19 protein-coding genes, 1 tRNA gene and 2 pseudogenes are annotated in these 19,243 nt (G+C 36.3%); 7 read left to right on the forward strand and 15 right to left on the reverse strand.

Annotation, left to right across the window (positions count from 1 at the left end):
• Nucleotides 1-23: 23 nt before the first annotated feature.
• Nucleotides 24-227 (reverse strand): 50S ribosomal protein L31, encoded by a 204-nt coding sequence (gene rpmE, locus AAGD51_RS04525; RefSeq protein ID WP_007548602.1) that lies wholly within the window; start codon nt 225-227, stop codon nt 24-26.
• Nucleotides 228-355: 128 nt separating this feature from the next.
• Between rpmE and fabD the strand changes: the two genes are divergently transcribed.
• Nucleotides 356-1,336, forward strand: a complete 981-nt coding sequence (gene fabD / locus AAGD51_RS04530; protein ID WP_236514704.1) for an ACP S-malonyltransferase — start codon at nt 356-358, stop codon at nt 1,334-1,336.
• A gap of 39 nt (nt 1,337-1,375) precedes the next feature.
• Here the strand turns inward: fabD and gpmI are convergent, their stop codons facing one another.
• The 7 genes from gpmI to AAGD51_RS04565 form a co-directional block, all read right to left on the reverse strand.
• Nucleotides 1,376-2,896 (reverse strand): 2,3-bisphosphoglycerate-independent phosphoglycerate mutase, encoded by a 1,521-nt coding sequence (gene gpmI, locus AAGD51_RS04535; RefSeq protein WP_236514705.1) that lies wholly within the window; start codon nt 2,894-2,896, stop codon nt 1,376-1,378.
• 33 nt (nt 2,897-2,929) lie between these two features.
• Nucleotides 2,930-3,001 (reverse strand) — tRNA-Asn (locus tag AAGD51_RS04540).
• A gap of 870 nt (nt 3,002-3,871) precedes the next feature.
• The gene (locus tag AAGD51_RS04545; RefSeq protein ID WP_236514706.1) at nt 3,872-4,093 is read right to left on the reverse strand and encodes a hypothetical protein; all 222 of its coding nucleotides are present in this window, start codon (nt 4,091-4,093) and stop codon (nt 3,872-3,874) included.
• Entirely contained in the window at nt 4,090-4,497 is a 408-nt protein-coding gene (locus AAGD51_RS04550; RefSeq protein WP_049973602.1) for a transposase, read from the reverse strand. Before AAGD51_RS04550 ends, AAGD51_RS04545 begins: the two co-directional genes overlap by 4 nt.
• Nucleotides 4,491-5,039 (reverse strand): transposase, encoded by a 549-nt coding sequence (locus AAGD51_RS04555; RefSeq protein WP_341810376.1) that lies wholly within the window; start codon nt 5,037-5,039, stop codon nt 4,491-4,493. Before AAGD51_RS04555 ends, AAGD51_RS04550 begins: the two co-directional genes overlap by 7 nt.
• Before the next feature lie 191 nt (nt 5,040-5,230).
• The gene (locus AAGD51_RS04560) at nt 5,231-5,968 is read right to left on the reverse strand and encodes a hypothetical protein (protein ID WP_012673220.1); all 738 of its coding nucleotides are present in this window, start codon (nt 5,966-5,968) and stop codon (nt 5,231-5,233) included.
• 935 nt (nt 5,969-6,903) lie between these two features.
• Nucleotides 6,904-8,040: a cysteine desulfurase family protein gene (locus AAGD51_RS04565; protein ID WP_077188296.1), complete on the reverse strand. Its 1,137-nt coding sequence runs from the start codon at nt 8,038-8,040 to the stop codon at nt 6,904-6,906.
• A gap of 155 nt (nt 8,041-8,195) precedes the next feature.
• On the opposite strand from AAGD51_RS04565, the gene AAGD51_RS04570 reads away from it, so the two are divergent.
• Nucleotides 8,196-8,894, forward strand: a complete 699-nt coding sequence (locus AAGD51_RS04570; RefSeq protein ID WP_236515110.1) for an alpha/beta hydrolase — start codon at nt 8,196-8,198, stop codon at nt 8,892-8,894.
• Between the two features lie 238 nt (nt 8,895-9,132).
• Here AAGD51_RS04570 and AAGD51_RS04580 read toward each other — a convergent pair whose 3' ends face one another.
• Entirely contained in the window at nt 9,133-9,807 is a 675-nt protein-coding gene (locus tag AAGD51_RS04580) for an ABC transporter ATP-binding protein (protein ID WP_077188294.1), read from the reverse strand.
• Between the two features lie 194 nt (nt 9,808-10,001).
• Nucleotides 10,002-10,457: a HesB/IscA family protein gene (locus tag AAGD51_RS04585; RefSeq protein WP_265040754.1), complete on the reverse strand. Its 456-nt coding sequence runs from the start codon at nt 10,455-10,457 to the stop codon at nt 10,002-10,004.
• Between the two features lie 47 nt (nt 10,458-10,504).
• Here AAGD51_RS04585 and AAGD51_RS04590 point away from each other — a divergent pair, with 47 nt between their 5' ends.
• The 3 genes and pseudogenes from AAGD51_RS04590 to tnpC all read left to right on the forward strand — a co-directional run bounded on the left by AAGD51_RS04590 (nt 10,505) and on the right by tnpC (nt 14,270).
• A complete protein-coding gene (locus AAGD51_RS04590) occupies nt 10,505-11,704 on the forward strand; it encodes a deoxyguanosinetriphosphate triphosphohydrolase (RefSeq protein ID WP_065106726.1) in 1,200 nt (399 codons plus the stop codon).
• Nucleotides 11,704-12,786: a bifunctional diaminohydroxyphosphoribosylaminopyrimidine deaminase/5-amino-6-(5-phosphoribosylamino)uracil reductase RibD gene (gene ribD, locus AAGD51_RS04595; protein WP_015589162.1), complete on the forward strand. Its 1,083-nt coding sequence runs from the start codon at nt 11,704-11,706 to the stop codon at nt 12,784-12,786. Before AAGD51_RS04590 ends, ribD begins: the two co-directional genes overlap by 1 nt.
• A 112-nt stretch (nt 12,787-12,898) precedes the next feature.
• Nucleotides 12,899-14,270, forward strand: a pseudogene (tnpC, locus tag AAGD51_RS04600) (IS66 family transposase).
• Nucleotides 14,271-14,413: 143 nt separating this feature from the next.
• Here tnpC and rpe read toward each other — a convergent pair.
• Together rpe and AAGD51_RS04610 are read right to left on the reverse strand one after the other, a co-directional pair.
• Nucleotides 14,414-15,094 (reverse strand): ribulose-phosphate 3-epimerase, encoded by a 681-nt coding sequence (gene rpe, locus AAGD51_RS04605; RefSeq protein WP_077188290.1) that lies wholly within the window; start codon nt 15,092-15,094, stop codon nt 14,414-14,416.
• A 102-nt stretch (nt 15,095-15,196) separates the two neighbouring features.
• Entirely contained in the window at nt 15,197-15,625 is a 429-nt protein-coding gene (locus AAGD51_RS04610) for a zinc-ribbon domain-containing protein (RefSeq protein WP_236515113.1), read from the reverse strand.
• A gap of 75 nt (nt 15,626-15,700) precedes the next feature.
• Here AAGD51_RS04610 and dapD point away from each other — a divergent pair, with 75 nt between their 5' ends.
• Nucleotides 15,701-16,531: a 2,3,4,5-tetrahydropyridine-2,6-dicarboxylate N-succinyltransferase gene (gene dapD, locus AAGD51_RS04615; RefSeq protein WP_077188288.1), complete on the forward strand. Its 831-nt coding sequence runs from the start codon at nt 15,701-15,703 to the stop codon at nt 16,529-16,531.
• A gap of 6 nt (nt 16,532-16,537) precedes the next feature.
• On the opposite strand, the gene AAGD51_RS04620 is transcribed toward dapD, so the two are convergent.
• On the reverse strand, nt 16,538-16,822 hold the full coding sequence (locus tag AAGD51_RS04620) for a DUF2610 domain-containing protein (protein WP_010962783.1): 285 nt from the start codon (nt 16,820-16,822) through the stop codon (nt 16,538-16,540).
• Nucleotides 16,823-17,194, reverse strand: a complete 372-nt coding sequence (locus AAGD51_RS04625; protein ID WP_077188297.1) for a hypothetical protein — start codon at nt 17,192-17,194, stop codon at nt 16,823-16,825.
• A 101-nt stretch (nt 17,195-17,295) separates the two neighbouring features.
• Here AAGD51_RS04625 and AAGD51_RS04630 point away from each other — a divergent pair, with 101 nt between their 5' ends.
• On the forward strand, nt 17,296-18,345 hold the full coding sequence (locus AAGD51_RS04630; RefSeq protein WP_007549412.1) for a class I SAM-dependent methyltransferase: 1,050 nt from the start codon (nt 17,296-17,298) through the stop codon (nt 18,343-18,345).
• Nucleotides 18,346-18,718: 373 nt separating this feature from the next.
• Here the strand turns inward: AAGD51_RS04630 and terL are convergent.
• A pseudogene (terL, locus tag AAGD51_RS04635) lies at nt 18,719-19,243 on the reverse strand (phage terminase large subunit); the annotation flags it as partial.

Genomic DNA, 19,243 nt, shown 5'->3' on the forward strand with positions numbered 1-19,243 from the left:
CTAAAACTTAAAGAGGAGGAAAATTAGAAAATGCTTCCATATTTATCGTTAAACTTAGCTAATTTGCTAGTTTTACTTGCTAACCCGCTTGTCAAACTTCCAGTCCATGCAGGGTGAGTAAGAGGATCTCTATCAAGTTTTACCCTATCTCCCTCCTTTCCATAAGTGGAACGAGTTTCAAACTCTTGACCGTCTGTCATAACTATAATAATTTTATGATAATTCATTGTTGTTTATAAACTTTTAGTCAGTTAATATTCTAGTGAACTTAATTCACTAAGTCAATCATTATTCTAAAATATTGACAAAAAATAAATAAAGTAGTATATTTAATAAGGAATAAATAATAACTATCATGATTTTTGCTTTCCCCGGTCAGGGCTCTCAGTTTGTAGGAATGGGAAAGAGCTTATATAGTGAGTTTTCTGTTGCAAGACAAGTATTTAATGAAGTAGATAGCATATTGGATAGAAAGCTGTCTCATTTAATCTTCAACGGTCCTATTGAAGAATTAACCATTACAGAAAACGCTCAGCCAGCTATAATGGCAGTATCAATTGCAATGCTACGTGTTATGGAGCATGTGTTTGGCAAATCTCTTTTCACTGATCACAATGTTAAATATGTTTGTGGGCATTCAGTTGGCGAATATACAGCGCTGTGTGCTGCAGGAGCGTTAACGCTTGAGTCTGCAATCAAGCTGCTGAAAGTTCGCAGCGAAGCAATGCATGAAGCTTCACTGAAATGTAAAGGCGGAATGGTTGCGTTGCTTGGAGCAGAGATAAATGAAGTGGAAGATATATTGAAATCAGTTCAAATTGACGGAATTTGTGAAATTGCAAACGATAACGGTGGCGGACAAGTGGTTATAAGTGGCACTAGAGAAGCTCTTGAAATGTTACCCGATTTATTCAAAAACTCGAGTGTGAGGAAACTAATTAAATTACAGGTTAGTGGGCCTTTTCATTCATCTCTTATGAAACCTGCTGATGAAAAAGTTTTGGAGTTTTTGAAGGGTATTAAAATAACCCGTCCTATAGTTCCTTTGATATCAAATGTTACAGCTAAAGAGGAGAGTGATCCCAAAGTTATAAAAACTTTACTCGCCAAGCAAGTTGTAAGCAGAGTGAAATGGAGAGAAATGGTTTTGTATATGTCAAGCCGTGGCATTAACAAATTTGTTGAAATTGGCCCTAATAAAGTTTTATCTAATTTGGTCAAAAGAATTGACCAATCTATCAGTACAAAAAATATAGATAGTATTGGTGATATTGACAGCTTCTTTAATGAATCATTATTACTAACAGCGAAAAATTTAAAAGTTGGATTAAGTTAAAACACATCTATTTGATGTCATTCCGGTGCATAACGCTGCCTAGCTGGAATGACAGAGGGTAATGCAAGAAATCAACGAACTGCCTGTCATTTCGTTTGGTTTTTTAATTCCAAGTAGCTGTAAAATAGTAGGGGCAATGTCAGATAACCTTCCGTCTCTTAGTTTTAGATTATCGCAAGACACAATAAATGGCACTTTATTTAGAGTGTGTGCTGTATGAGGTGTATTATTTTCTTCATCGAACATACATTCCACGTTACCATGGTCTGCAGTAACAATTAATGCGGTGTTGCTTGACTTTTTAACAGCATTCAGCACTTTCGCAAGACAATCATCTACAGCTAGCACAGCTTTCTCGGCTGCTTTTATATTACCTGTATGCCCTACCATATCAGGATTAGCGTAATTTACAACTATCAGTGCGAATTCTTGGGAGTGAATTTTTTCTACAAGCTTTTCTGTGAGCTCGAAGGCTGACATTTCGGGCTGCAAATCGTAAGTTTGAACTTTTGGTGAGGGAATGAGTATTCTTTCTTCACCAGAGAAAGGTTCTTCTTTTCCACAATTGAAAAAGAAAGTCACATGAGCGTATTTCTCGGTTTCGGCGATACGTAATTGTCGTAATTTATTGTCTTCTATTGTTTGTCCTAGAGTATCAGCGAAAGAAGTAGGAGGAAAAATATAAGGAATTTTGAGATCTTCTTTATACTTCATCATACTTAAAATTGAAGAGAATTTTGCTACCTTAGCGTAATCTGTTTTGCCAAGCAAAATACTTGCTAATTGTATCATTCGATCAGCACGAAAGTTAGCCAACAGCACTCCATCTTCTGGTTTTATACCTTGATAATCACCTATTACTGCGGGCCTGATAAACTCATCAGTTATGTTATTTTGATAGTTATTCTCAATCAACGATACTGCATTATCATGACAAGGTGCCTTTGCAAATGCGATAGCCTCATAAGCTTCGATTGTTCTCTTCCACCTGTTGTCACGGTCCATAGCATAGTAACGCCCAGAAACAGTAGCAATTCTTGTGTCATTTCCCTTTATACTCTTTGTAAATTCTTGAATGCATTTTTTTCCTGAATTTGGCAATGTGTCTCTGCCATCTAAAAATGCATGTATCACCACTTTTATTCCATGCTGTGATATTTTATTTGCTAAAGTTGAAATATGCTTTTGATGCGAATGAACACCGCCATCTGACACTAATCCCATTATATGGCATACTCCGTTCTTACTTTTTAGATTACTAATAAAACTTTGTAGATTTGCATTGTTTTCTATTGTTCCAATCTCTTGATTAATGCGCTGAAGGCTTTGCATTACTACTCTACCACTGCCAATATTCATATGGCCAACTTCTGAATTACCTATTTGACCACCAGGTAACCCCACATCAGCTCCACAGGCGGATAAACTGCATTTTGGATAATTAGAGCTAATATATTGCCAACAGGGTGGATTTGCGTTGCTGATAGCGTTGTATTTATTATTCTCTATTCCATTTCCCCAGCCATCTAGTATACATAAAACCACTGATTTAATGTTCATATAAAATCAACACTAGAATTTCACAGAGAAACGCTCCCCGGGCCGGATTCGAACCAGCGACCAATTGGTTAACAGCCAACTGCTCTACCACTGAGCTACCGAGGAATAAACCGTTTTTAATTTACCATGTTGAACGTTGGTTGTAAACGTTTTTTGTGTAGACTTTAAGTCCAACTGGTCACAGAAACGAAAAAACTTACTTGACAAACTCCGCCAGCCCTCTTATCATGAAACTGAAGCTATTTATTTATCTTCGCAATCTGTGCAGGTTAATGACAAAAAACTTAGGGTATTTGGCGTCTCATGTTTAATTTTTCGCACTACGTGCATCGCATGTCTTTAAAAATTTTTAGGTTTTTACCTATATAAGCCGAAACGCGCTTACAAAGCGTTTAAGACAGCAAAAAACGTCAAATTGACAAGGGAGAATTTGAATGCTAGCTACTACGGGGTTTCTTTGCCTTTTTTCCTGCTTAGTAAATTTCTTAAACACTTGCGGTGTAGGTTAGTTGCAAGTTAAAAGCAGCTAAATCGCTCTTAATCAAGCGTTTTAGAATAAAAAAAACGCCGATATTTTAGTACATAGTAAATAGCCAACCACCACGGGGCTTCTTTTGCCTTTTTTTTTATTTGGTAAATTTCTTAATGTTTATGGCTAAAGATTGCACGAATGTTGCAATTACAAAAGCGTTTCTACTAGGAGGGTGTCATCCCAGTGCTTGACACTGGGATGGCTTTGTTGCATCGCTACTTATGAAAGGCTAACTATAGTTAGGATTATAAGCAACCTATTGAAAATCTTGTTTTTTTGCAATCAATCTGATCAAATTTAAGAATAGTAATTTGTTATTTATATTAATAAATTTAATTCTATTGAAAATAGCTAAAGCATTGAAATTCTTGAATTTTAGCCAGATTAGTGAGTGGTAGTGAAATTTCTTTTACTCAAATTTAGGTATTCACTGACCGTTCTTGTTATAAATACCAGAATAATAAGCTACTGATATTCCCTATCTTTTTTATCTTTAATCCATCATAGCTAGCGATGCAACAAAGCCCACTGGGATCCAGCCTTTCTGCAATCTCATCGGAAATGTTGTAACCACTTTCTATGCTAGTTTGCTTGTGAGCAACCTGGATCCCAGTGGGCTTTGTTGCATCGCTCTTCGGATAGTAGGTAACGTACAATAAATTCATGAAGCTATCTCAAACTTAGCCATGCCTATTTCAGTAAATTTGTTAAGCAAATAACACTTGAGTAGCAGTTCCTTCTCACGATTAATTTCAGATTTGCTCCTAAAACTAAACCCAAATATTCGCTTCAACCTTGAGAAAAATCCTTCAATATACGATCTTTTTCCGTAATTTACTTCTTCTTTCCATCTTTTTATACCATTCTCACCATGTAATTTCATTAACTGAATAGCGGCATTTCTATCAAGCATATAATCCAATTTTGGATGCTCTGCTGCGTTGTTTTTCGGAGGAATTTTCGTTTTTATACCATATTGATTACACAGCTTATAGAGCTTTTCTCTGTCATATGCCCTATCTGCATATAGTACTTTTATGACATACTGAAAATCGACTTCTTTTAGCAAATCACAAGCTCCATAGTGATCAGACCGTTACTGTATTTTACAGCTATGGCTTTTTTGCTGTTTGTATTCAACATTACATGCAATTTTCTTGTCTGTTCATAGCTGCGATACTTTCTATCTTCGCTATTTTCTTTGCTATGACCAGGAGTGTTGTTGTATATACTAATTCCTGTACTGTCTATAGCAATTTCGATATCTTCCATATTATTTTTATCAATTCTGCAATCATTGATCTTAATATTGAGTTTCTTAAACCTTCTTGATGATTGTGAATAGCTGATAACTTGCAAATTTTTCCCAATTTGCTCAAGGTATCCTGCTATAAACTCAACTGTTTGCCTCAGGCCTATTCTAAATAAACAAGTTATTATGTGCACCAAAATTACAACTTTATCGCTATAAATATTGTTGCCACCTGGTATTTTTGGACCATTCTCGTACCACTTTTCTATGGCTTCGTTGATATAATGAAAAATATTTCCTCTTTTTTCTAGAAATTTGTTATATTCACTATGGTTACTGACCCTCATTTTTTGTGGCATATTTTTTCTTTCAAGGTTAAATGGCTATTTTATAATGAATTTTGTCAGTAGCCACCAGATTTTTCAGTTGCTATGCAACAAAGCCCACCCCACTGGTAGGAATTGCTCCCAAACTACAACGTTCGTACAGTTGTGGAATGAATCGCGGTATGACGATTCTCGGCGGTATGACGTCTGGCCTGCACTATAAGCTAATCATCATCTCCAAATATAGAGCTAATTTTTTTGCCCCCAGGAGAAAATTTATTAGTCCAACTGCTTTGCACTTTGGTTACGTCTTTAGTGGCAGTTTTATTGCTGTATTCCTTGATTTCCTTATCTATTCTCTCCATCATTTGTGAATCAAGGTAGCTCTTTTTCCATTGGCCAGTAGCAAGGAACACTTTGTTTAAGTCTTGAGTGCGGATTAAGTATTCTTTATCTTTAGGGTAAACCTCCTGCGCCCAAGCAAATAGCTCAAAATAGCGTGCAAATAATTCAGATGCACGTGATTTTGCAGTTTGATAAGCCTGTATCTCCTTAAATATAACTTGGCCGATAATTTTCTGCACAAGAATATTTGCTTGCTTTAGGTTCTGCTCAATATCCTGGTAAACTTTATGGAGGAATTCCTGCTCCAAATTTAAGTTCAGTTCATTTTCAACCATGTGTGAAAGTTCATGCACTATAATGTATGGGTTTGACTTCCTCAGTACAATAACATATCTATTTACACTGGAAGACCTGATTGTCTTACACACTCCCTCTTCCATATCCACTAATCCCTCTTGGTATATTTCAAATGAGAGCCTATTTTGCTTTATTAGTGATAAAGTGAGGTTTAATGTGTTTCTAAACTTCTCAAATTGATAGAGATATTCGACATACCGTATTGCATTTTCACTGCTTCCTACTTGAGTTGCTTGTTTTATTAAATTCCTGATTAGCATACCTTATTATTAAAGGAATTTTTTTTATACTCAAGAATTGATTGGCTACAAAGTGTTTTTAGGAAGCCTGATTGCATAGCTAAAGTAATTCATGTTTACTGATAACCGTCATACCGCGATTCATTCCATAGCTGTACGAACATTGTGATTTGAGAGCAATTTCCATAAGGGAGGATGTCATTCCAGTGCTTGGCACTGGAATCCAGCCTTTCCATAATCATCAAAACATTGTATTTTAACGTAAAACAGCTATTTTTATGCTCACCAACTTAATAAAATTCCTGGATCCAAGTAGTCAGGGCACTGGGATGACATCATCCTTTTTTTTGGATTCCAGACTGGAATGACAGCAGTCCTACGTCATACCGCGATTCATTCGCGGTATCTCTAGATCCCGCTAACAAGCAGCGGGATGACGGTTGTCGTTTAGCTACAAATATTAAGAAATTTACCAAACGAAAAAAAAGGCAAAAGAAGCCCCGTGGTGGTTGGCTATTTACTATGTACTAAAATATCGGCGTTTTTTTTATTCTAAAACGCTTGATTAAGAGCGATTTAGCTGCTTTTAACTTGCAACTAACCTACACCGCAAGTGTTTAAGAAATTTACCAAGCAGGAAAAAAGGCAAAGAAACCCTAGGATAGCTAGTATTCAAATTCTCCCTTGTCAATTTGACGTTTTTTGCTGTCTTAAACGCTTTGTAAGCGCGTTTCGGCTTATATAGGTAAAAACCTAAAAATTTTTAAAGACATGCGATGCACGTAGTGCGAAAAATTAAACATGAGACGCCAAATACCCTAAGTTTTTTGTCATTAACCTGCACAGATTGCGAAGATAAATAAATAGCTTCACTGTTATGATAAGGGGGCTGGCGAAACTTGTAAAGGAATTTTTTACATCTAATTTATAGCTCCCTGCATGATATCACGTATTATCTATACCAAGGAGTTCTGCTTGTAGATATTATACCAACAATCCACTATTTTTTTTATGTCTTGTGGTTTAGTTTCTGGACCTATACTGATTCTAATTGAACACTCTGCTTGCTCTTTTGTTGCCCCCATTGCAAGCAAAACATGGGAAGGCTCAACTTTTCCAGAAGAACATGCGGAGCCATTACTAACTGCAATATGATTCAAGTCAAAATGCATAAGCTGCACATCACTCTTTACTCCTGGCATATAAATAAAACTTGTGTTTGGCAGCCTCTTAGAGTTTTTACCGAAGATTCTTATGTCACTGGCAAGATTTAATAATTCACACTCTAATTGATCACGTAGCTCCTTTACTTCATCCATTTTTGATAGAAGGTCTGGAATATTTTGCAGTGCAGCAGAAAGGCCTGCAATCGCAACAATATTTTCCGTACCACCACGAAATCCCTTCTCTTGTCCACCACCTATTATAATAGGTTCTATCGCAAGTTCTTTATTGAATATTAAAACTCCACTGCCTGCTACACCGCCAAATTTATGGGCGGATAAAGTGAGTAAATCCACTCCTAAATCTTCCATATTAACTTTAATTTTCCCAACACTTTGAGCAGTGTCAGTGTGGCAAATTGCTCCAAACTTGTGTACTATTTTAGCTATTTCCTCAATAGGTTGAATAACTCCGGTTTCGTTATTTGCCATCATAACTGAAACTATTGCTTTGTTTCCTTTAAGTTCGCTTAGAATTTTTTCTAGCTCTAAAAAGTCAACAATGCCCTCCTGATTAACAGGTATTATATATGGATTACATGCAGAATTAAGAATTGAAGGATGCTCTATAGCTGAAATTATATGCAGGTAGCCTGCTATTCCTCTCATAACAAGGTTATTCGCTTCAGTTGCACCAGACGTAAAAACTATTTCTTTATCACTTGAAACGCCAATAGCACCACGTACGTTATCTCTTGCATCCTGAAGAATCTTCCTCGCTTCTTGTCCTCTCTTATGTAGTGATGATGGATTGAGCGTTTGTTTTGACAAGACCTCAAATATACTTTTTTTTACATTTTCACTAATTGGAGCAGTTGCATTGTAATCAGCATATACGCAACCACTATTTTCTAAAGAGAATGGATTCATCTGTCACTTAAATAAGTTTACCATCAACTATAGCCATAACTATGTACGTTAGCTTTAACACGATAAAAAATTTATTGCAAAAACAGCGAAATTAATACATAATTAATAACTCACGTCATCAATACCTGTCAAGCAGGTTCTTATTAGGAGTTATCATGGTTGAAGTTTTTTTAAATAATGCAACAAGAAAGATAGAAGGTGAATACCACCAAAGCAAAGATGCCAACGCGCCGGTTGTGCTGGTTTTACATCATCATCCTCAATATGGTGGTAATATGGATAGTAAAATTGTACATAGTACATATACGTCTTTTATCGATAACAATTTTTCTGCATTGAAAATTAACTTTCGTGGTGTGGGAAAATCTACCGGAACTTTTGATAAGGGTATAGGAGAATTAACTGACGCTGCGGTAGCCATTGATTGGCTTCAGGAACATAATCCTAGCAATGTTCCAATTTGGATCGCTGGTTTTTCTTTTGGAGCATGGGTGGCTACGCAGCTAACAATGCGCCGCCCTGAGATAGTGGGTTTTATTGCTCTTTCTCTTCCGGTAACTAAGTACGATTTTTCTTTTCTTTCTCCCTGTCCAGTTTCTGGGCTTATAATACAAAGCAGTAATGATACAATCTCAGAAGAAAGCGATGTAACAGAATTAGCAAAAAGGTTGATAAATTCAGTAAGAAGTGATCACATGAAATACCATATAATAGATGATACTAATCACTTTCTAAAGGATAAAGAAGAGGAAGTGACTCAAATCGTGGACAATTATATAAAACTGCGCTTGAATAGTGCAACTATTTCTTTTCAAAAGGTCAAAAAAGAGGTAAGGGTAAAAGAATATGCCTAATCTTTACAAACAAGAGAAATGAGTGTAGTAATATAAATGAAAAGGTTTTGTTATGTTTAAAAAGCTATTATTTTTTGTTTTAGCTGTGTTTATGTTATCGGGGTGTTCCCTAAGTAAACAGCGTAAGTTAAAAAGTCCGTGTATAAAAAGCAATGAAAGCATTTCATGCGAGTTGTACTCTGTTAATGATCATTGGTTAGATAAGTATAAGGCATAGAAATTGTGCTATTTTTCCTATTCACAACTTCACTAATGATCGATCTCTCAATTGGAAAATGCAGTCTGCCTTTTCTGCAAGGAGATGATTGTGTGTTACTATAAGCATAGAGCTGTTATTTTCCTTTACGTATGAATGTAGCAGTAAAAACACGTTAAAAGAATTTGTTGGATCTAAGTTTCCTGTTGGCTCATCTGCAAGTAAAAGCTTTGGAGAATTTACAATGCTTCTTGCAATTGCAACTCTCTGCCTTTCCCCACCCGAAACTTCAGATACCATGCTACTTGCTTTGTTTTCCAGACCAAATTTTTCCAACATTGCTTGCGAATTTTTTTTTGCTTCAGCTTTGCTTTTTCCTGCAATGAGTTGAGGAAGCATAATATTTTCCAACACCGATAACTCTTGTAACAAATAGTGAAATTGATAAACAAAACTAAGAAAATTTCTTCTTACATGAGTTTTATGCTTATTACTGGCTTGTGTGCAATTTATTCCATCTATCGTAACTATACCTGAAGTTGGCTTATCCAATAAGCCTGCGATTTGCAATATAGTTGTTTTCCCTGCACCTGAATTGCCAATCAGCGCTACTACTTGCCCTCTTGTAACACTTAAGTTGATATCCTTTACAACAACAGAATTGTCCTTGAAGCTTTTATCTACAGAAGTTAGTTCTAGTGCTACATTACCACCCATGTTTAAAAGACCTATAACCATACAAATGTTGTGCTTGCATAGCAAATGATAGTGCATGACCAGTAAAAAAGAAATAGAAGAATAAACCTCAGTGTCAAGTATACAACTATATGAACGTTGTGACTTGAGAGCACCCTCCACCAGAGAAGAGTGTCATCCCAGTGCTTGACACTGGGATGACATCAAATTTTTGACTAAACTGAGAAGCTGTTGCCACAACCACACTGGGATTTAGCAAAGGCATTCTTTATTTGAAAACCAGAACCACTGAGATCCTCAGTATAATCTATAACTGAGTTATTTAAAAATTTTGCTGAACAATTATCAACCATTAATACAGGATTGCCATTTTCATCATTAATTACTATATCTTTACCTTTTTCGCTAAAACTGGAGTGGCTTCTATAGTCTTCGCTTTCTTCATCATCTTCATCTTCGTCATCAAACTCATCATCGTAATCATCGTCTTCATCATCCAAAGATAGATTTTTATTCATTTGATCCATAAGAAAATTGTATTTGAAGCCAGAACATCCACCACCTGAAACTGCAACCCGTAAAATGGAACTCTTATCCCCTTCCTGCTCTGCAAGAGAGTGGATTTTTTTTAGTGCATTATCAGTTAAGTTGATGTTGTAATTTGTTGACATAGTAACCACCGTTTATTATTGATAACTTATTATAGTAGAAATTTTACATGTCAAACAATAATTTTCTATTAAATTATGCATGTTTTCCAAGCAAAACAAAAGGGAGATACTTCAAAGAGCCAGAAGATGAGAATCGCAGCTGCTTTCAGCGTGATAGGGACCGTATCATTCACTCTAATGCGTTTAGAAAGTTGGAGTACAAAACACAAGTTTTTATCAATTATGAGCACGACTACTATCGCACTCGGCTTACTCATAGCCTTGAAGTTGCACAAATTGCAAGGTCCATTGCGCGTAGACTTGGCTTAAATGAGGATATCACTGAATGCATAGCGCTCGCACATGATCTTGGTCATCCTCCATTTGGTCATGCAGGTGAAGATGCTCTAAAGAAATCAGTTCAAGATTTGAATCTTGATAACGAGAAGTATGAGTTTGATCATAATGTTCAAGCTATAAGGATTTTAACTTATCTTGAACAAAAACATGCTGATTTTGATGGTATGAATCTAAGTTGGGAGGTGATTGAAGGAGTTGCAAAACATAACGGTCCCTTGCTTGGTCAAAACGCGGAGTCTTCTACAAGTAATCAGCTGTTATTAGAATACAACAAAAAATATGATCTAAAACTTGAAGAATTTTCAAGCATTGAAGCTCAAGTTGCTTCAATTGCCGATGATATTGCTTACAGTGTTCACGATCTTGATGATGCACTCAGGGCGAATTTAGTAACCATCGAAGATTTGCTGAATGTTCCTTTAATTGAAAAAATGTTTAAAGACATAAGGAGCAGATATTCAGAATTGCCTCAGAGCAAACTCATACATGAATCACTGAGTGGAACTATAGGAACTATGATAAGTGATGTTGTTTCTCAGACTGAAAGAAATATTGAAGATCACAAAATAAAAAGCGTAGAAGACGTAAGAAGTCTAAATAAAATGCTAGTCACATTTTCACCAGAAGTTGCGAATGCTACAAAAGAAATGAAAAGATTCAACATGGAGAAAATATACAGAAGCTATAAACTGAGTAGAACGATGAACAAAGCAAAACGCATAATACAGGAACTCTTTCAATGTTTTTATGAAAACCCAGGATTACTTCCCACAGAGTGGAGCAAACTCGCTTGTGAATCTCAGCGTTCAGTAATAATATGTGACTATATCTCAGGTATGACAGATAGATTTGCTATACACGAGCACAGAAGAATTTTTGATACCTCATACGAAATGACTTCTTTCTAATGACTGATGATCATTTCATGTCAATTGCATTAAGGCTTGCAGAAAAAAATCTTGGAAATGTTGCACCAAATCCTGCTGTCGGGTGTGTTATTGTAAAAGATGGTACAATTGTTAGTGAGGGATATACAGGGATTGGTGGGCGTCCGCATGCGGAGGTAGTCGCTTTGCAAAACGCTAAAGATTCAACTCATGGCGCAACTATATATATCACTCTTGAGCCATGTTGTCATCACGGAGTCACGGGGCCTTGCACTGCAAAAATCATAAAAGCTAGCATAAAAAGAGTAGTAATTGCAACTATTGACCCAGATAGTAGAGTTTCAGGCAGAGGCATGAAAGCTCTGAAAGAAGCAGGAATTGAAGTTGAGCAAGGTATTATGCAAAAAGAGGCAAAAGAACTGAATGTCGGTTTTTTCACCACTAAAGAATTACATAGACCATTTATAGCTTGCAAAGTCGCAACAACTCTTGACGGAAAAATCGCAACATTTACAGGCGATAGCAAATGGATAACAAGTGAAAATACGAGAAATTGGGTGCATGAGCTTAGAGCAAAATATGATGCAATTATGATTGGCAGCAATACTCTTATTAATGATGATCCACTCTTAACTTGCAGATTACCAGGACTTGGAAGTAGATCGCCAATAAGGCTAATTATAGATAGCCAAGGGAGATTAAAGGAAGAGCATAACATTGCAAAGACTGCAGACAAAGTAATAACTTGGGTCATCACAAATAAAGAAGTAGAGAAAAAAATAAAAAACATTAACTACTTAGTAGTTAATTCAAGCAACGCAGGTAAGGTTTGCCTAAAGGACATGGCATTAAAACTTGTTTCAGAAATTGGTATAACAAGATTATTAGTTGAAGGTGGAGGAGTGTTAATCACAGAACTATTAAAGTGTAATTTAATCGACAGGTTGATAATATGCCGCAGTGGTAAAATTTTAGGCAATGATGCCACTCCTTTTGTAGGAGATTTAGGGATTCAATTCATTAACAACTGTTATCAGTTTAAAAAAACAAAGATAATAGAGTTTAGTGAGGATATAGTTGAGGTTTGGGATAGGTCGTCATAATCCTTACATACTCAAACAGTAAAAAAAAGGTATCCGTTCAGCGGAGCGGTAAAATAAAAAGTAGACAAGGAGTGCTAAAAACATAATATCACAAGTAGTATGTGTGGTAAATATGTCTGATCTACTAGCTAGTCTTCTCAAGCTCTGTGAAAGCTTTAAAATAGAGATAGAGCAACTAAAAGCAGAGATAAAGAGGTTAGAGATAGAAAACGAAAATTTTAGATCTGAGAATAAGGCGCTAAGAATCGAAAATGCTGAATTGAAAGAAAGACTAGGTCTGAATTCACAAAATTCATCGATACCGAGCTCAAAAGAGTTATACAAGCTAAAGAAGAAAAAGAAAAAAAGTGACAGGAAAATAGGGGCACAGATTGGGCATGAAGGAAAGTATCGCCCTAAAATGGAAGCAGATGAAGTGGTGAAAATAGAGTTCTTGCGAGTGCGGAGGAGAAATTGCGATATCGAAAGAGCCATACATTCATCAAAAAGTTGATTTGCCAGAAATTAAGCCTTATGTTGTGGAATACCAATTACAGAATGGCCGCTGTTGCAAGTGTGGAAAAAGAAAAAGTAGCAGGCTACTAGAAGGTGTTACTGCGGATACATTTGGTCCAAAAGTTAAGTCAACAATCGCGGCGCTGAGCGGATTTTACAAGAACTCGAAAAGAGAAGTAGCAAATATTATAAAAAATATTTTCAACCTGGACATCAGTGTTGGTAGCGTGTCAAATAGCGAGGCTAGAGTTGCAGAAAAATGCCAAGAAGCATATGAGCAAATCGAGCAAGAAGTAAGTAAAAGTGAAGTTCTGCATATCGATGAAACGAGCCATTATAACAAAGGTAAACTTGGTTGGTGCTGGATGTTTGCCAGTAATACAGCAAGTTTTATAAAATTGACAGAGTCAAGAGGAATGAAGGTTTTACAAAATAGTAAGTTCTGCAATCGCAATAGCTTACGACAGGTACGCAGCATACAACTACTTTGCCGATAAGAACAGGCAAATCTGTTGGGCACATTTATCAAGAGATTTTGAAAGATTAGCACATAGTTGAAGTTAAAGTTCTGGGCTGTTACTTAAGAAACGTAGCCACTGAATTATTTGCACTAAAAAAGGCCTTGCTAAAAAATGAGATAGATGTTTTTAGATTTACCAGACGTGCCAGAAAATTGCGAAAACGTACAAGGTATTACTTGAAGCCGTTTACCTGAAGCAATTGGAGCTTCTCGAGTTGCAAAAAATATTTTGAAATCTGAAAGAATAATGTGGAATTTTTTAGATGACCCAGAAAACATTCCGCTGACAAACAACCATGCTGAACAGCAGATACGGCATTATGTCGTTTATCGCAAAAATTCATATTTTACCCAATCGAAGCGGGGAAATGCATTCCTTGAACGGATAATTTCATTATACTTGACATGGAAACAAAGGGGTCTCAATCCTTTCCAAAACCTCTTATCTATCATCTCTCACACCGCTTAGCTGAACGGATACAACCCAAGAAAGGTTTTTCTACGTCATACCGCCACGGTATCTCAGCATAGATTCCGCTAACGAGTAGCGGAATGACGAATTTGTTGTTTTTCAAATTGTAGGTAAACCTAAGCCACTTTAGCTATATAGGGTCACAACGATGGATTTTTAAGATCATTTACGGCCTTCTTAATATCTTCAGCCTTGAATATCGCCGATCCCGCAACTAAAATATCTGCACCTGCTTTTATTATATCAGCTGCGTTAAAAGAGTTAATTCCACCATCTACTGAAATTTGTGTTTTAAGGTTACGCTCTTGTATCATTTTTTTTATAGTAGATATCTTGTTCAACTGTGAATGAATAAATTCCTGCCCTCCAAAGCCAGGGTTGACTGTCATAATCAGCACAATATCTAGCTCATGTATTATATATTCAAGCACACTTGGGGAAGTTGAAGGAACAATTGAGACTCCAGCTTGAATCGGTTTTTTTGCGTCGTTTACATTTTTGTATGACTTTATCTTTCTTATCAACCTCTCAAGGTGTATCTCTGCTTCTGCATGTACAGTAATAATATCAGCACCAGCATTTATAAAGCTTTCAATGTGGTTACCAGGAGATTTGACCATTAAATGCACATCAAAAGGAAGATTGCTGTATTTACGTATTGCAGAGACAACGCTAGAACCAATTGTAATATTTGGAACGAAATTCCCATCCATAACGTCTATGTGTATGTAATCTACACCTAAATCGCTAATTTTTCTTACTTCTTCTCCTAATTTTGCAAAGTCTGCTGAAAGTATAGAAGGTGCAATTTTAATACTCATGAGCTGCCTTTTTTACTAAAAAATAACTTATTTTTAAACTCTGTCACCCTAAACACCATCTAAGTAGCTAGAGAAGCTGGATACCGATATCGGTATGCCTATTTAACTAGATCTTAAATTAGATAAAAAAAGGTAGTCTTGATAAAACTTATTTACAGCAAGTTTTTTTACATTTGGACTTTCTGTTTGTTCTTTTTTGTACCCTAATTTATAGCTTATTGAATCCTTGTATAAACTGATCGTTTTGTATGCTTTGTTCATCTCTCTAGGAAAGATGCCATTAGCAATTACAATGCATAACCCTGTAGCTGTTGCAAAAGCTAGAGTGGTAAATGCTAGATTTTGTAAAAAATTCCTTCCACTAACTTTTTTTTCCTGTATATTAGCAGAGTGCTGTTTGTTTGACACTTCTTCTAGATATTCATGCCATATGTGATTGCAGTGCGTACACTTTACCTTTCTTCCAGATGCACCAATTTGCTCGGGGGATACTAAGTAAGTTTTAGTACAACTATTACATTGTATTTTCATAGCACTTACATATAAAGTAGTAACAAGCTCAAATGATACAGAGCTACAAATTTAATATCAATATATATATAACAAATGGAAGGTTTGCAACTAAAAAAAACACAGAGTGAGATAGAAAATATTTGGAAAAATAGAGAAAAATTTAATGACTGTAATCTAAAGAAAACAGCAAGAATAGCAATTAAAGAGGTAATTGAGCTCCTTGATAGTGGCAAAATTAGAGTAGCAGAAAAGCTATCAAGTGGAGAATGGGTAGTACATAAGTGGATAAAGCAGGCAATATTATTACATTTTCTCACCGAAGAAAATAAAATAATAGATAATACTAATTGCTGGTTTGATAAGATCGGTAACAAGTTTAGTGAATGGAATGAGGAGAAATTTCGCCGGTTAAAAATTAGAGCAGTTCCTGGGTGTTTTGTTCGCCGATCTGCTTATATAGGTACAAATGTTGTTCTAATGCCAAGTTTTATCAACGTTGGTGCATATGTTGATTCAGGAACAATGATAGATACCTGGTCAACGATTGGTAGCTGTGCGCAAATAGGAAAAAACTGTCATATTTCCGGTGGAGTGGGAATAGGTGGAGTTCTTGAGCCTATTCAAGCTTCACCTGTCATTATAGAAGATAATTGCTTTATTGGAGCACGTAGCGAAGTGGCCGAGGGTGTGGTAGTGAGAGAAGGATCAGTCCTTGGCATAGGCGTGTTTATTGGGGCATCAACAAAGATTATTGATAGAGAAACTAGCAAGGTATTTTACGGCGAAGTGCCACCTTATTCTGTAGTGGTACCAGGGTCTATTCCATCTAAAAATAATATTTCAACCTATTGTGCAGTCATAGTAAAAAAAGTGGATGAAAAGACGAGATCGAAAATCTCTATAAATGAAATATTGAGGGATTAAACTATCTTACTCCTTGTCGTCACTTTTTTTATCATTATTACTAACCACAGTAATGGCATACGCGCATAACTCTGAGAAAGAGACTCCATTTTCTTGAGATAGTTTATATAATTTTTGTAGACTTTCTTTTACTTTATTAGGAATATTCCCTCCACGTTCTTTTACAAGCCAGGAATCTTGATGATGAATTGGATGAGCATCACTTTTTGGATTTCCTATGTATATTGCAAAAGGTGAACTTTGTCCTTTGAAGTCACATTGTACAGTAAATTTTTTTATAGATTCAGCCATCTAAAGACCTCTACTTTTCTTTTTGGTCGATTTTATAGCAGGTGGAAGAGGTGGTTTCTTTATAAAATCTTGTCTATTGACAACACTTTCTCTACCTTCCAAAGCTCGGCGAACATCAGCTCTGCTTAATTGCGACTCTTTTGCTACCTTCATTCCATGCTTTGCCATAATATTAGCATATGCTAGTACTTTTTTTACCAATGCTAGATCACCATCTAGCATTTGAACTAGCACTTGAAACACTTCCGCTAAAGTTAGCCCATCAGCATTTATAACCTTGTTTTCTATAAAATTGACAGCTTCTTCAAATTTGTATTCAATACTATCATCTTGAGCTATAAGGGCAACATAATCGGTGTTTTTGTCGTCCATAACTGAAGCACTATTACTCACAAACTTAAGTGTATACTATATATATAAATACTCTACTATTTTATATTATGGCACGCTATAGTTAAACATTTATTAATAACATGCTCACTTATATACACGAATTAATTGACAAAAGTCAAGGATCAATATCCATCAGTGATTTCATGAATGCCGTTTTGTACCATGAAAAATACGGCTATTATACAAGTAAATTACCGCTTGGTAAGGATGGTGATTTTACTACCGCACCTGAGATCAGCCAATTATTTGGTGAAGTAATTGCAGTTTGGATAATGCATACATGGGAAAAATTAGGAAAGCCATCAAAATTTTCTCTAGTTGAACTTGGGCCAGGCAAAGGAACACTCATTCACGATATAATAAGAGTCACTAAAAAATACAGCAGCTTTTTTAATTCGATGTTGATCCACTTAGTTGAAATAAGCCCTACTTTACGGAAGATACAAAAGGAAAAATTAAAAAGCTTAGATGTTAATTGGCACAAAAATATTGACAACCTACCAGAACAACCAACCATTTTTTTAGCAAATGAGTTCTTTGACGCTCTTCCGATAGATCAGTTTGTATATCATGATGAGGGGTGGTATGAAAATATGGTGACAAAACAAGATGATGGCAGTCTCTTGGTGTCATGCCAGTGCGTGACACTGGAATCCAGAAAAAAAGAATCATGGATTCCAGTGTCAGCTACTCAGATGACAAATGGAAAATTTTTTAATGGTGCAGTGGTGGAAATATGTTCAGTTGGGGTTGAAATATTAAAAAAACTTGAGAAGAAGATATATAATAATAAAGGAGCTGCTTTGATTGTAGATTACGGTTATGTATACCCCGCATATAAGAGCACTTTGCAATCGATAAAACAACATAAGTATGCTAATTTTCTTGAGAATGTTGGTAATAGTGATATTACCGCACTTGTGAACTTTCAAGCGTTAAGAGATTCATTAAAGCATGTAGATTGTGAGATTTTAACTCAAAGGGAATTTTTATATCTTTTTGGCATAAAAGAAAGAACCCAGGCTTTAATGAAAAGCGCAAGTGATGAACAAAAGAATAGGATCTTTAGTGAATTCTTAAGGTTGACTGAAAATATGGGCACTCTTTTTAAAGCAATGCTATTGATATAGCTAACCCAAGAAAGGTTTCCCTACGTCATACCGCCGCGATATCTCAGCATAGATTCCGCTAACGAGTAGCGGAATGACGAGCTTATTGTCATGCCGCCGCGAACCGTCATACCGCGATTCATTCGCGGTATCTCATCAGCTAACAAGCAGCAGTTCTACGTCATACCGCCGTGGTATCTTTTAGCATAGATCCCGCTAACACGTAGCGGGATGACGAGCTTATCGTCATGCTGCCGCGAACCGTCATACCGCCACGAACTGTCATACCACCACGAACCGTCATACCGCGATTCATTCGCGGTATCTCATCCGCTAACAAGCAGCGGGATGACGGTTGTCTCCTAGCTGTCATCCCAGTACTGGTAGACTCAAATCACAATGCTCGTATAGCTGCAACCCTGGAGGTACTGTTTCTCACCCACTGGAGATATTGCACGGTACTATCTACTTGATCATCGTGTCGAGTTTCAGGAAACATTAAAATCTCATACTCAAAATCGTTCAGCCATACTGCTTGATGTGGCAGAAAAACCTTGCCAGACTCTATAATCGGAACAATTTGATGAAATCGAGTGAGCTTGTCATCATGTGGCACTATTTCAATAATCGGTAAATCACTGTTTGTCTTTAGCTCTTGCACCAATTGTTGACCACTTGTTTTTGCTTCGATTAAAATTGCGTGTGGCGTCCATCTTGCAGCTAGTGACAAAACCTGTTCTTTAAGCTTTGGATACTCAAGCTTTGCGCGATATACGTCGAGTAAATAGAATTTATTATCTATTTTTGCCCAGGTGGTGCAGACACTAAAGTTGCTCATGTTACTTGTTGAAACCGCAGTATCCCAACTTTGTGTTATATGCGAGAGATTATCAGGAAATTTTTTATAGCGTTTCAGAGG

It is taken from the genome of Wolbachia endosymbiont (group A) of Volucella bombylans, from assembly GCF_964026965.1.
GTDB classification, from domain to species: domain Bacteria; phylum Pseudomonadota; class Alphaproteobacteria; order Rickettsiales; family Anaplasmataceae; genus Wolbachia; species Wolbachia pipientis.